Origin of the sequence: Flavobacterium sp., from assembly GCF_050696275.1 — a bacterium.
Classification (GTDB): Bacteria; Bacteroidota; Bacteroidia; order Flavobacteriales; family Flavobacteriaceae; genus Flavobacterium.
In genome coordinates this window covers 148,614-161,977 of the sequence record NZ_JBOGUT010000003.1, presented here as the reverse complement: position 1 = coordinate 161,977, position 13,364 = coordinate 148,614, and the positions used below count along the sequence as shown (strand labels likewise).

General features: G+C 35.0%; 11 protein-coding genes. All 11 read left to right on the top strand.

What is annotated here, in order from left to right; translation table 11 throughout:
- Positions 1-37 precede the first annotated feature (37 nt).
- The 11 genes from ACRDEC_RS03165 to ACRDEC_RS03115 all read left to right on the top strand — a co-directional run bounded on the left by ACRDEC_RS03165 (position 38) and on the right by ACRDEC_RS03115 (position 13,113).
- Positions 38-2,515: a hypothetical protein gene (locus tag ACRDEC_RS03165; protein WP_431496879.1), complete on the top strand. Its 2,478-nt coding sequence runs from the start codon at positions 38-40 to the stop codon at positions 2,513-2,515.
- Positions 2,516-2,539: 24 nt separating this feature from the next.
- Positions 2,540-3,370 carry a hypothetical protein gene (locus tag ACRDEC_RS03160; RefSeq protein WP_431496878.1) on the top strand — a complete coding sequence of 277 codons (831 nt, stop codon included), beginning with the start codon at positions 2,540-2,542 and terminating at the stop codon, positions 3,368-3,370.
- A 68-nt stretch (positions 3,371-3,438) separates the two neighbouring features.
- Positions 3,439-4,362 carry a hypothetical protein gene (locus tag ACRDEC_RS03155; protein WP_431496877.1) on the top strand — a complete coding sequence of 308 codons (924 nt, stop codon included), beginning with the start codon at positions 3,439-3,441 and terminating at the stop codon, positions 4,360-4,362.
- The gene (locus ACRDEC_RS03150; RefSeq protein ID WP_431496876.1) at positions 4,352-5,719 is read left to right on the top strand and encodes an AAA family ATPase; all 1,368 of its coding nucleotides are present in this window, start codon (positions 4,352-4,354) and stop codon (positions 5,717-5,719) included. The genes ACRDEC_RS03155 and ACRDEC_RS03150 overlap by 11 nt, the downstream gene beginning before the upstream one ends.
- A gap of 1 nt (position 5,720) precedes the next feature.
- On the top strand, positions 5,721-6,290 hold the full coding sequence (locus ACRDEC_RS03145; protein ID WP_431496875.1) for a hypothetical protein: 570 nt from the start codon (positions 5,721-5,723) through the stop codon (positions 6,288-6,290).
- Positions 6,291-6,320: 30 nt separating this feature from the next.
- On the top strand, positions 6,321-6,971 hold the full coding sequence (locus ACRDEC_RS03140; protein WP_431496874.1) for a GH25 family lysozyme: 651 nt from the start codon (positions 6,321-6,323) through the stop codon (positions 6,969-6,971).
- A gap of 42 nt (positions 6,972-7,013) precedes the next feature.
- The gene (locus tag ACRDEC_RS03135; protein ID WP_431496873.1) at positions 7,014-7,511 is read left to right on the top strand and encodes a hypothetical protein; all 498 of its coding nucleotides are present in this window, start codon (positions 7,014-7,016) and stop codon (positions 7,509-7,511) included.
- A 95-nt stretch (positions 7,512-7,606) separates the two neighbouring features.
- A complete protein-coding gene (locus ACRDEC_RS03130) occupies positions 7,607-9,406 on the top strand; it encodes a DUF4157 domain-containing protein (protein WP_431496872.1) in 1,800 nt (599 codons plus the stop codon).
- Positions 9,407-9,475: 69 nt separating this feature from the next.
- On the top strand, positions 9,476-10,738 hold the full coding sequence (locus ACRDEC_RS03125; RefSeq protein ID WP_431496871.1) for a DUF4157 domain-containing protein: 1,263 nt from the start codon (positions 9,476-9,478) through the stop codon (positions 10,736-10,738).
- An 81-nt stretch (positions 10,739-10,819) separates the two neighbouring features.
- The gene (locus ACRDEC_RS03120) at positions 10,820-11,647 is read left to right on the top strand and encodes an AraC family transcriptional regulator (protein ID WP_431496870.1); all 828 of its coding nucleotides are present in this window, start codon (positions 10,820-10,822) and stop codon (positions 11,645-11,647) included.
- A gap of 56 nt (positions 11,648-11,703) precedes the next feature.
- The gene (locus tag ACRDEC_RS03115) at positions 11,704-13,113 is read left to right on the top strand and encodes an agmatine deiminase family protein (protein WP_431496869.1); all 1,410 of its coding nucleotides are present in this window, start codon (positions 11,704-11,706) and stop codon (positions 13,111-13,113) included.
- Positions 13,114-13,364: the final 251 nt, after the last annotated feature.

The window sequence follows — 13,364 nt, the reverse complement described above, 5'->3', positions numbered from 1 at the left end:
CCTTGAAAATAAAAATTAATCAACTAAAAGAACAATTATGAACAGCTACAGTGAAAATTTACATTCCAGTGTATTGGCTTCTTTAGAAAGCCAGGAAACGAATAAGAAAACTTTGGATTGCCAATTAAATTCATCCATGTTTACACTTTATTATGCCGAAGGTGCTGAAATAGTCACCAACGACAAATTTGATTCGTCAACAAAAAAATACAACCAGTCTCAGGCGGTAAGGAAGCAGGCAACCGAAAACAAAAATATTTCTACTAATGTTGTATTGTCTGCAAATCAGCAAAACAGCTACACTTCACAATCTGTAACTAATGTTGCTGTGAGTGCTTCTAACATTCAGATTGCTACAAATGCTATCGTAAAATTAGCAAGCGATATGGGAAGTATTTTTAGTATTATTAATGCAGCCAATTATGGCACTCAGATTTATCAGCAGAGTGTTGAAGCTTATACTTTGATGAACAAAACTGCATATCTTGCCGAAGTTGCGTCTCAACATGCAATGGAAACGTCGGCATCTATTGCTGAAGTTGCATCGTCTACCGTAGAAGACAAAGCAAAGATCACAGATGCTTCTATAGACAATTTGCTGAAAGTTGCAAACTCAAATTTTACGGCAATTGCTGCGATTGTTGCCGCTGCAAATGATGCAAAAGCAGCTGCCAGCGTCAACACCAAAAATGCGCAAGGTGCAATAGAATCTAACAAGGTGGAGTTAGAAGCTGCTAAGGTTGCTTATGATCTTAATAATAAAAGTCTTAATTACAACTTAAGAGTTCATGTTCCTAAAGTTTTCAACAACTCTTACAATGTCACTTTTAATTATTATAAACCACCATTTAAATCCAATGAAAAAGGAGCCAGCACTCCGGTACTTGGATTGGATAACCCGGTAAAAAGTTATAATCTTTTCTTAGTGAAGGACAGTAAAAAATCTACTTTTTCAGCATTGACAGCTGAAGAAGCAATGGGCAATCCATTACAGTATATACCAATCATTCCTCCTGCTGATGAGACAGATCAGTCAAATACTACTGCTATTGCAAATTATAACGCCTATTTTGCAGCATTAACCAAAGAAAACGCATCTAAAGAAAGTCTATTTAAAGCAAAAGACAAACTGAATGAAGCCAATGCTAATTTAGTATCGGCTGCCAAAGAAAAGCAAGATGCTGATGCTATTGTTTTAAAAGGCAAAGAAAATACTGTCAAGTTAACAAAAGACCAGGTTGCAGCCAAAGAAAAAGCAACTGAAACTGCTGAAACTGCTAAAAAAGAGCCTAAAAATGCGGAACTCGCCAAAGCTTCTGCAGAAGCAGCTGCAGCTCTTAACGAGATTGAACAAGCCCTAGAAAATTCAAAACTTAATGAAACAAAAGTTTTGGATCTTGCCAAAGTTGCTGCAGATAGTTTAAAAATTGCAACAACAAATGCTACAAATGCTAAAACTGAATTTACTCAGGCCGAAGTTCAGGCTGAAAAAGACGAAAAAGAACTTGAAGCTGTAGCCGAATTAGAAAGAGAAGGATTTAAAAACATTAAAATCCTTGATTTAATCGATTCAGACAATGAAATGCTTATTTTGGGTGAAAAGTATGTCATCTTTCTTCTTACCATATTTACAGATGATTATAAAAAAGGAATAAACACTTATGATGATTTCCTTTCGGCTCCATCAGAAACTTTTGGCTTAAAAAAGACATTAAAAGCCATAAAAGATATTTTAATAGAACAAGAGCCTGAAAAAATTATTCATATCAATCCGGATTTACCGGTACTATCTCCTTACGCTTTAAATTTTACGGTAGACAAGAATGATCATAAAATTACAGAGTACAGATGTATGTTCTTATCTTATGATGAAAATCTTTTTACCAATAAGGAACTTGAATTCTTTGCGGAAACTATGGAAGCATCTATCGTAGGAAAAGAAATCCAATATTCAAAAAATGATATTAATCAATACGAAGAGGAATTAGCTTCAATTAAAGCGAAAATAACTGAATTAAAAACTGAATTTGAGAAAGAAATAAAATCACTTGATCCGGTTAAGGATAAAGATAAAATTAAAGTCCTGACTCAGGAATTTGATAGTATTACAAATTATTACACCTTAATCAAAGTAGAAATTGACACAAAACTGTTGGTGGTAAAAAGTAAATTGGATCACTTGACTATGTCACTTGAAAAAATACTGGCAAAAAGAACTCCTAAAGTCAAAAACACAAAAGGTTTCTTCTTTAATCTGAAATTAGCTGAGAATGTCCCTTCAGGGAATTATACAACAGCTGTTCCGTCTTCTAAAGGTTCATTGACTTATGAAGTAAAAATTGATCCTACAACAACAGACAATTTCGGAAATGCATTAATCGATTCTAAATCATATATTCCAGTAGTGCTTTCTATTTATGCAGGAGAAGAAATAAATGAAGGCCAATACAATAATAATTTATCAGATTGGGAAAACGAAGAACCTTTCATTTTTTCAATAACTAATAATCAATAAAACTAACCAATTAAATCCTAAAATATGGAAACTATAGTATCAAATTCAAGTCCGAAAAGATATGGAATTACAGAAAAGAAAAAATCAGATATAGATTTATTAACTTCTCAGGTAACAGACGCACAAGCTGTTGTTCAGCAGCAATTAACAGTTGTTTCGTCTCTAAATCAAAAAGCAATAAAATACCAGGGATATTTATTGGAGGCCGAAAACAACAGAGACCAATCATTAAGCAACAAACAACTTGCGGATCAGGTTGTGCAAAATGCATTAGATTTAAGCGAAAACTCTAATATCGCATTTTCTAAAATGACTGTCGCAAATCAAAACACAGAAGGAGTTGCCAAAGAAATAGCTGATTTGATTAACAAACTGATTTATTCAGTAGAAATCATCAATAAATTATCCAATCTTGTTATTCGTAAAAAAGCCTTGAACCCGCTTATTTCAGATGATTTGATAACCAAAATAAATGCTGCCGGAACAGACGCAAACAATGCCGTTGCGCTTACTCTTATTGCCTTAAAATCAATATTTTCTGCTCAAACATTATGTTTAGAATCTGAGGCTATTACAGGTCTTGAACAAAAACAGGCATTAACTCTTTATTTGGCTCTGACAGGGAAAAAAAGTCCGAAAGAGCAATTTAGTTTGGCAGGAAACAATTCGATATTAGCCTTGTTGGAAATAGCAAATACAGAAGCAAAAGCTGCTTATCTGGAAGCTAATAAAGCAAATGATGAAACCACAAGACAATTGAATGTTGCTAATGCAAATTTAAACAAAGCTCAGGTTGAACTTAAATCGTTACAAGCGGCTTTAGCAGCTGCAAACGCTGCAGCTTTGGCATCTTAAAGAAACTAAAAAGTCCACTGCTACAGTAATTTGTTGCAGTGGGCTTTACTCATTTAATTTTTAGTTTTATGGATATCATTTATAAAAATTTTTACAGGCATTTTTACCTAAAAACAGGAGGATTTATACCTACCAAACCATTAAATCAAAGTCTGTTTCCAGGAGATTATTTTCAAATTAAAAATGGAGAAATTATCCTGCTGGGAAATTTGTATCGAAATGCTATTATAGCTTCCGAAGATGCTGATTTAAGTGCAGTGATTGGGTTAAATGCATCCAATTGGAATTTTAATCTTGGGATTTCAAAACCGTATTCAGGCCGGGGAAACGGACACGGAGCAATTGAAGGACAATTTGAATTCAGCAAGCAAATACTGGCTTTTGCCAATCGGGGCAGTTTTATTTTTAAAGCAGAAGAACCTCAATCTATAAAAATTAATAACTGGAACGATATTCAGCAGCAATTAATTATAAAGTTTACCCAGACTTTATTCTCTTTCCGTGAACTCTATGTCGTAACAGAAAGTGCCACCGCTGCAAGTACAACGCTGGCTATTGCAAGTGATGCAAACGCAGAACTGGAATTAGCAAGTGATGCAGAAAACTTTGGATTAGTTGATATTTTCGGACATCAAAATACCAAAACAATTCAATCTAAGGATATCGAATATTGTCATCGTGAAACCAAAAGAAAACCGGCCTATTTTAAAGCTAAAAAGCTTGTGGTACAAGAAGAAAAACTGGCTTATTTCATTAGTGATTTCATAAATAATACTACTTATTCAAACGAATGGACAGCTGCTTTTTTTGATTCAAATTTTCATAATGATACTGATTATAATGCACAAATGATAATGCAGAATGCGCAAGGCCATTTTCTGGATATGCTGCAGTCAAATGAATTAAATCCGAACACGGCTTTGTTATATTTTAAATGGGTAGATTCCAATCTGGATGATATTGAAAAGCTATTTTCAAATTATGGAAACTAGCCAAAACATAATTGTGCTGAATAAAGAAATGGACTGGTTGCAAAAAGTAATCGACCAGGTCATCTGCAGTTATTTGCTTCAGGAAGGTCATGAAAACCATTGGATGGATATTCCGTTACCCGAAGCAGATGAAGATACGGAGGACGCTGTTTATTATAAAAAACTGGAAGAATGGAATTTAAATCTATTCGAACGGCTTTGCCTTGCGTTGGTATTGGCACCCCAAATAAAACCGGAATTACTTGATATTTTCTTTAGCAAAAATGCCATGTATGATCGTGGTTTTACAGAATTTGGCGGTGTAACCAATAAAAATCATAGCGGGTTTTTACCAACAGGCCAAACCTTTTCTTTTTTAATTACTGCTGTTAATCCGGAATTATGGATTGAGATGCTGCCTATTTTAACTGCTGTTACTATTCTTTCAAAAGAACAGATTTTAATTTTGGAAGCATCAGAATCAAATATACCTCTTTTAAACCAGACACTTTCAATTAATGAACGTTGGTTACATTATTTCATAACTGGTACGCTGCCCAAATTAGAACATAGTGTTTCGTTTCCGGCACAACAGATTTCCACCAACATGAATTGGTCTGATCTGGTCTTAGAAAATCATGTTATGGAACAAGTCATGGAAATTAATGCCTGGTTAAATCACGGTGAGACTCTTATGACAGAATGGGGTCTTGAAAACAAAATAAAACCCGGATACAGAACGCTTTTTTACGGACCTCCGGGAACAGGAAAAACCCTTACGGCCACTTTGTTGGGAAAAAGTACAAATCGGGAAGTTTACAGAGTTGATCTTTCAATGATTGTGTCAAAATACATTGGGGAAACGGAAAAAAATCTTTCTAAAATATTTGATGTGGCCCAACATAAAGACTGGATTTTATTTTTTGATGAAGCCGATGCGCTTTTCGGAAAAAGAACCAATGCTTCATCATCAAACGACAGGCATGCCAACCAGCAAACAGGTTATTTATTACAAAGAATCGAAGACTTTCCAGGAGTTGTCATACTAGCATCCAATTTAAAAGAAAATATGGACGAAGCTTTTTCCAGAAGGTTTCAATCTATGATTCATTTTACAATGCCAAGTCCGGAAGAACGCCTTTTATTATGGGAAAACGCCTTCTCAGGAAAATGTAAGTTAGACCCGGATATTGATCTGGAAAACATTGCCGAGCAATACGAACTGGCAGGAGGAGCCATTATCAATGTATTACGGTATTGTGCTTTAAAAGCCATTCAGAAAAATGAAACTCTTGTTACGTATCAAGACCTTATCGAAGGGATCAGACGTGAATTTAAAAAAGAGAACCGAACGCTTAGCATCACTCAAATGAATTGATATGAAAAAAGTGGAAGACAAACCAATTCCTTTAATTTCTAAAAAACACTTGTATCATCATAAAGTGGAACTTAGATTAGGAAACTGGAAAAACAATTTCGACATTAGTTATGTCAATACAACTATTGCTATTGCTTTAAATCATTGCTGCAAATACAATGATCTTATTATCAATGGTTATTTAATTACAACAAAGAATCTTTATTTGATAGCAAAAACGAATGAAAAAACAATTGATGTAATTCTGAATAAGATAGAACGTCACATCCATTTTTTATTAAAAGCGGATAATCGAATAATAAAAAAGAACATATTCAACATTGATTTTATTGTTGATGATGAAGACGTTTTTTATGAAATTCATGAACCTTTATTTAAGGTATATCCATTTAAAAATGATCATTTAATACAACTCATAACTGGCAAAAAAGTAAAACTCCCCTATTTTGACCGAAAACTTGAAGACTTAAAACTGATGATTCTTCATCATCGTTTTTGTTCGGCTATTGATTATTCAGGTGCTATAGGTCCGGTAGATGTAACTTTACTAAATAATTTCAAAGAAAACTAAAAACACAACCAACATAAAAATTTAAAAACCATGGGCACATCTCAACCAACAAATAATGATTTTAGCGTATACGGCATCGATATTTCAAAATACCAGGGAAATGAAGTCAGCTTACTTAACAAACAAACAGACCAGTTCACTTTTGTAATCTGTAAAGCAACAGAAGGAATTACGTATACCGATCCTGATTTTAAAACAAATTGGCCAGAAATTCAATCAAAAGGATATGTGCGTGGCGCCTATCATTTTTACCATTGCGATGACGATCCGACAGAACAAGCGGCCAATTATTTAGGTGTTGTAGGTAATTTTTTGAATACAGACTTTCCTCCTATTGTAGATTTTGAAGAAGGCAGTATAGATCCGGGAATTAATAAAACTGAAATACAACCCAATTTATTGCAATTCCTTAGCCTTTTGGAACAAAAAACCGGAAGAAAACCTCTTTTATATACCGATAATAATACTGCGAATACTTATTTAACAAATCCGGCTTTTGCCAATTACAATTTATGGATAGCCGATTACAATGCAACAGTAGCAATACCAACAATTTGGAAATCAAAATCCTGGACTTTATGGCAAAAATCAGAAAGCTATGAATTAGATAATCAGTCAAATGACTTTGATGTTTTTAATGGAGACAGCAATGCTTTTACTGAATTCATCCAGTCTAGTTAAACGCAACTAAAATAAGTAACTATCAAATTTAATAAGCAGAAAATGATACAACAACATATATCCAAGGAGAAAACAGAAAAAAAAGCTGCAAATGCAGGTCTCGGTGTTTCAGCTGTCCAATTAAAAGATAACCGAGGATCTTCTGTTATTCAAAAAAAATTAAGTGATGGCGTAAGTAAAATTGAGAATAATCCCGGATTAGGAGGGCAAACAGTACAAAGGGTACTGAAAGATAAAAAAAATAGTGCGGCTGAAGCGCAATTAATTAAAGAATATCATACAGCAGAAGACAATGGGAATAATATTAGTATAACCAGCACTAATATCGATCATCAAAAACAGGCAGTCATATACTATAAGTCTGCCATTCAAAAACGTAAACGGGTCGGCAAAATGCATGTCGATCAAGATGGAGGACATCTTGCTGCCGTAGATACGCTAAAAGACAAGATTCAGGCACGTCAGGCAAAAATTAAAGGATTGGAGATGCAGAAAAAAACGGGTAAAAAGCCTAAGTTACCAGGATTAAATTATAAATAATCTTTTTAAATTAGGAAGACCAAATATTTGATACAATGCAATGCCGGATAAATTACGCTGTAAAAAGTAATTATAAAAGATTAATTTTTAAGTCAATGTTTCAACATCAAAAAAAAGCATCCGAAGTAAATACTCCTCCTGACAGCAATGCATCAGGTAATTCTGCTATTCAATTACAGGACAATCGCCAGCATTCGGTTTTACAAAAAAAAATAAATGAAGGAGCCTTGCATAAACCTGCTGCTCTACTACCAATACAACAAAAAGCCAACAATACAGGCTTGCCTAATCATTTAAAATCAGGAATAGAAAATCTTTCCGGGCATTCTATGGATGATGTCAAAGTTCATTATAATTCTGATAAACCTGCCCAACTCAATGCTCATGCTTATGCACAAGGTACGGATATTCATGTTGCTTCCGGACAGGAAAAACACTTACCGCATGAAGCCTGGCACGTGGTACAGCAAAAACAAGGAAGAGTAAAACCTACTTTGCAGATGAAAGGCAAAGTAAATATAAATGATGATAAAGGATTGGAAAAGGAAGCCGATGTTATGGGAAATAAAGCTAAGAACATTTCAGGCAATAGTTCTCCATCTTCAAAGTTGAAACCTTTTCAGACTATGCCATTAAACAACCTAAATCATAAAGGAATTGCCCCAATGCAGTTTCAGGAATACAATGTATCTGAGAGGGTTGTCCTGCCATTTGTAAGCCCCATACAATTGATGCCTGTCAGCGGTACCGTAGTTCAATTTACGCTTAAAGATACGCTGATTCTTGTTGGATCTTATTTAGGTGTGAAACCAAGTAAACAGGCTATAGCTGCTTATTTTGGAATTACTGTAGCCATGCTGACAAGTTATATAGCGCCACTTATTGGATTAGGTGCCTTTTTAATTGTTACTATGTTACGAGCTTATGGCAATTATTATAGAAAAGGACTCCATGATGCTGCCGTGGCACAAAACCTGCTATACAAACAGCGAGTAGTTCAAATAGCTCAAGCCGGAAGAATTCAAAATGCTGACTTAAGATTGAAAAATTCATCAGAGTGGCTCCTACTGCCAGTAACTCAGATGGACATATTAAGCCCAACTGGTGATAGCGATTTTAGAGTAACCGCAGCAATGAAAAACCCTCGCTCCAATTATGCTTTGTTTGGGAGCGCATTACAAAGTGGTGCCGCAGATTATGATTGGGATGACCTTCATAATAATTCAAGCGTACACATTGAACCTAAAGGACAATTAGGTACTCAGACTGCCGGTAGAATGACCCTTGTAATGACTCCTGGAATATCGACTCAGACAATCGAAGAAACGATAAAACATGAAGTACAGCACGATGCTGATGAGCATAGACAAGAAAAAGGTGACGATGCTCTAATTGGTTATGAAACGGAATATAGAGCTTATTCTTATCAAGGCGGAATCTTAGATACATTTAGCAGTACAAAGAAAATACAGAAAGAAGGCTATAATTGGACTGCAAAACAATATAAAATTTTCACACACATCAGAGCAAACTACTCCTATGTCAAAGAAGCCTGGGATAATCCCAATAAAATCAAACGAGATAAATTCAGGAAAGAAGTGGTAGCTTATAAAAATCCTGATACCAAAGGTGTCAATAAAAACAATTCTCCTAGAGTTACCAATTTTTGGATGATGCTATCTACTATACCTGCCGGATTGAAAAATCCTAAAAATGAAGATTACGTTAAACTTATAAATTTAAGCTTCAATGTCGGAATGAATGTACTTACAAAAGTTGATGCTCAATATATATTGAATGAAGGCAAAACGATTCAGGACAAAATCAAAGGACTCATGCCAACAAGCGGAAAAGCGTATAAACAACTAATGACCAAATTAAGGGCTGTCCAATAAACCAAAATCAAAGATCACTAAAATGGCTTTTAGACACATTATAAGGGCAATAAAAATTTTAAAAGTAATATGGAACATTCTCACGATAAACAAAATAATAGTAAAACACAATCTGCCACTCCTGATTTAAATGCTAAAACCATCCAAAATAAAGCAATAGAACTACAAGACAATCGTCCAGCTTCAATTTTACAAAGAAAGGCAAACCAGACAGGACTGCCCGATAATCTAAAATCAGGAATAGAAAATCTTTCCGGTCATTCTATGGATGATGTCAAAGTACATTATAACTCTGCTAAACCCGCCCAACTCAATGCACATGCTTATGCACAAGGTACGGATATTCATGTTGCCTCCGGACAGGAAAAACACTTACCGCATGAAGCCTGGCATGTAGTACAGCAAAAACAAGGAAGGGTACAACCTACTTTGCAAATGAAAGGTAAAGTAAACATAAATAATGATAAAGGATTAGAAAAGGAAGCCGATATTATGGGAGCGAAAGCGATACAAAATACTTCTGCGGCAACTACTTCTCTTAAACAAGTACAGACTGTAAAAAAAACAAAACAATTAATAGGCTGGACAAGATGGTATGAATACGACGGAGAAAATTATATTGCCCGATTTATCGGTTTGCCCTCCGCATTAGGCTGGATTCCTATGGGGCAACATGAAGGAAAGGATGCTTATATCTCCATTACAAATATTGCAAAATTAAAACAAATTAAAGACCTTGAGCAAGGAATTGATAGTGTTAGACAAGTTGTCTCAGAATACACTCCTTTAGTTGATAGTGTAACTCGTGCTGTTGCAGAACAAGGTATTACTGTTCAAAGTTTACATCAGGCACAGGAAAAGTTTCTAAGTTTAGATAATGCATTAAATAATTATCTTCAGAAGACCAGCACTGTTGTGAAAATTGTGGCAACAGTTTTAGGATTAGGCACCGTAATCACAGGAGGAATTTTACTTTCCTATCTGACATTACCTCAATGGTTAGTTGCTACTGTAGAAGGGCTTAGCTTCTTATATGGCGCAGGTTTACTTTATAGATGGTCAAAATCAAAATTACTGCCAACTATGGTAAAAATAGGCTTATTAATTGCCAATGGAGGTATTATGGCTACATCAATGGCTATCACCGGATCACAGATAATTGCGTATGCAACTGGATTGACTGCTACGATGCCGTTACAGCATATACAATTTGCAGCCATTCCACTGGCTTTAGTACTAGAACATTTTATCGTATTAATAATCGAGAAAATTAATGCTTTGAGGCAATTTCAAAATAACAGAAATGGTCATGATGAAGATCATCGGAATTAAGAAATAAACCAAATTCAATCATAACTTATACTATTTTTGCTAAATCCCGTTTTAGGTAGTAAAGCCCTAAATAACAAACCGATGACCATTGAAAAGATACAGCAAATCCTTACTTTTTTAGAAGAAAATTACCATCGGCAAATTAATCCATCGGAATTAGAAGTAATTTCAAATTATTCTTATCGCAACATCCAACGAATTTTTAATGCTATAATCAAAGAAACCATCGGCAATTTCTGTACGCGATTGAAATTGGAAAATGCCTACAAACAGTTGGTTTACACCAATAAATCGATTTTGGAAGTAGCCTATGATGTAGGTTACGAAAGCAATCAGTCGTTTACCAAAGCCTTTAAAAATAAATTTCAGATAACACCTTTACAAGCCAGAAAAAATAAAAATGCTCTTTTTGAGGCATACATCAAGGAAAAAAAAGATGCTTTTTTTGCTATTGATTTTGAATACGAGTACAAAGAGAAAATCACCATCCATTATAAAACGCTCATCAGCAACAACTACAATAACCCGGCTATAAACACACTTTGGGATGAGATCATTGACCAAAACAAGACTCTTTCTCCTTACAATTGCTTTGGAATAATTGTAGACCAGCCCATCATTTCAGACGAAGCAAAATCAAGATATGACGCTTGTATTGACAATTGTGCTGCCCCTAAATTGTATCTTTCCAAAACCATTTTCGGAGGTTGGTATGCAAAATACATGCATCAAGGAAGCTATGACGACATTGAGGAAACGTATCGCAAAATTTACCATCGATGGCTGTATGAGAGTAATTATGAATTAGGCACTTCTCCCATCATAGAACACTATATTGCCGATCGAACTGCAAAAACCGAATTACTCACGGCTATATATGTTCCCGTAAAACGCAAATTGTCAAAATAGGACAATCCTGCTGTACAAACAAAGTTTAGTTTTGGCTTAACTAAACACACACTAAAATGAGCAAATTTCAACTTTTACTATTTTTTTCTTTATTCGCAAGTGCTTCAAATGCACAAACGTATACGTTTCCAGATGAAACAGAACCACATGAAGGCACTTGGCTAGCCTGGCCACATGGTTTCGAATACGGAAACACATTCAGAAATGAAAATGATGCCACATGGGTTGCCATGACCAACGCATTACAAGCCAATGAAAAAGTGCATATCATTGCATACAACACTACTGAAAGAACAAGAATTACAGGATTACTTAACGCTGCCAATATTCCTTTAACCAACGTTAATTTTGTTATTGGGCAAACTAACGACGTTTGGATGCGGGACATTGCAGGCATTTACGTTCGTAACGCTTCCGGCAATCTGGTCATGCAGGATTGGGGTTTTAATGGCTGGGGAGGTGACTATAGTTTTGCCAAAGACAATTTAGTACCTACAATCATGGGAACAGCAACAAGTATGACGCCTCTAAACCTAAACAGCTCTTTAGTCATTGAAGGTGGTTCCTGGGAAATGGATGGAGCCGGTACTTTTCTTGCTACAAAATCATCTATACTGGCGCAAACCAATCCAAGCAGTCCTTCAGGGATTAAAGCGCTCAGAAACGTTGGAAAAACACAAACACAGGTCGAAACTATTCTGGCACAGTATATAGGTGCTGTAAAATTCATTTGGCTTGACGGATGGTTCAGTCAGGACGATATCACTGATGCGCATATAGATGGTTTTGCCAAATTTGTCCCTGGAAATAAATTAGTGACCATGAATCAAACCGATTTATTGTATTGGGGTGTTCCACAAAGTGACATTAATAAATTATATGCAGCGACAAATGCCAATAATGTGGCTTATACCAAAGTATTTATCCCGCTTACAGCAAATAATGTCGTAAAAACAAACGGAACTAATTTAGGTTACAAAGGAAGTTATGCCAATTATTATGTAGCCAATAACCGTGTTTTGGTTCCTAATTACAATGACCCGAATGATGCTGCAGCCAATGCTATTATTGGCGGATTGTATCCTGGAAGAACCGTTGTAGGCATCGATGTAAGAAACCTGTACGGAAATGGCGGAATGGTGCATTGTGTAACGCAGCAACAACCTGCAACCGGCACTTTATCAGCTCCTCATACCGGTTTTAATGATACCACATTAAAAATTTACCCTAATCCAACAAAAAATAACACTACCCTAAGTTTCAATTTAAAAGAAGACAAAGCGATTAGTATTGAGATTTACACTCTTTTGGGAGAAAAAATTAAGGAAGTGAAAGAACAGCATTATTCATCCGGAGATGTAGTTATTACTTTAGACCTGAATCACTTGCAAAGCGGTATCTATCTTTGCAAAATAAGAACTCAAAATAGCCTTTTAGCATCAAAAAAAATAATCCTATCTAAATAAACACTTCTCTGAATAACAAAAAAGGAATAGTCTGCACTATTCCTTTTTTTTGCTTCTATCTTTTGTGACAAAAAAAATAATTTTGAAGATTTTGTCACAACTCTTGTGACAAAAAAATATTTTTGAAAAAATTGTCACAAGAGTTGTGACAATTTTATTTTTTTTAAAAATTTTGTCACAGATTTTGTTGCTATGAAATCTATTTACCAAAAAATAAAAATCGTAACAAATTATTTTTCCACATCTTATTG

What these genes read in the sequence shown, in the direction of transcription:
- ACRDEC_RS03140 (WP_431496874.1), top strand. Translation starts at nt 6,321, where the DNA reads ATGGGCACATCTCAACCAACAAATAATGATTTTAGCGTATACGGCATC.
- ACRDEC_RS03160 (WP_431496878.1), top strand. Translation starts at nt 2,540, where the DNA reads ATGGAAACTATAGTATCAAATTCAAGTCCGAAAAGATATGGAATTACA.
- ACRDEC_RS03150 (WP_431496876.1), top strand. Translation starts at nt 4,352, where the DNA reads ATGGAAACTAGCCAAAACATAATTGTGCTGAATAAAGAAATGGACTGG.
- ACRDEC_RS03155 (WP_431496877.1), top strand. Translation starts at nt 3,439, where the DNA reads ATGGATATCATTTATAAAAATTTTTACAGGCATTTTTACCTAAAAACA.
- ACRDEC_RS03145 (WP_431496875.1), top strand. Translation starts at nt 5,721, where the DNA reads ATGAAAAAAGTGGAAGACAAACCAATTCCTTTAATTTCTAAAAAACAC.
- ACRDEC_RS03130 (WP_431496872.1), top strand. Translation starts at nt 7,607, where the DNA reads ATGTTTCAACATCAAAAAAAAGCATCCGAAGTAAATACTCCTCCTGAC.
- ACRDEC_RS03120 (WP_431496870.1), top strand. Translation starts at nt 10,820, where the DNA reads ATGACCATTGAAAAGATACAGCAAATCCTTACTTTTTTAGAAGAAAAT.
- ACRDEC_RS03125 (WP_431496871.1), top strand. Translation starts at nt 9,476, where the DNA reads ATGGAACATTCTCACGATAAACAAAATAATAGTAAAACACAATCTGCC.
- ACRDEC_RS03115 (WP_431496869.1), top strand. Translation starts at nt 11,704, where the DNA reads ATGAGCAAATTTCAACTTTTACTATTTTTTTCTTTATTCGCAAGTGCT.
- ACRDEC_RS03165 (WP_431496879.1), top strand. Translation starts at nt 38, where the DNA reads ATGAACAGCTACAGTGAAAATTTACATTCCAGTGTATTGGCTTCTTTA.
- ACRDEC_RS03135 (WP_431496873.1), top strand. Translation starts at nt 7,014, where the DNA reads ATGATACAACAACATATATCCAAGGAGAAAACAGAAAAAAAAGCTGCA.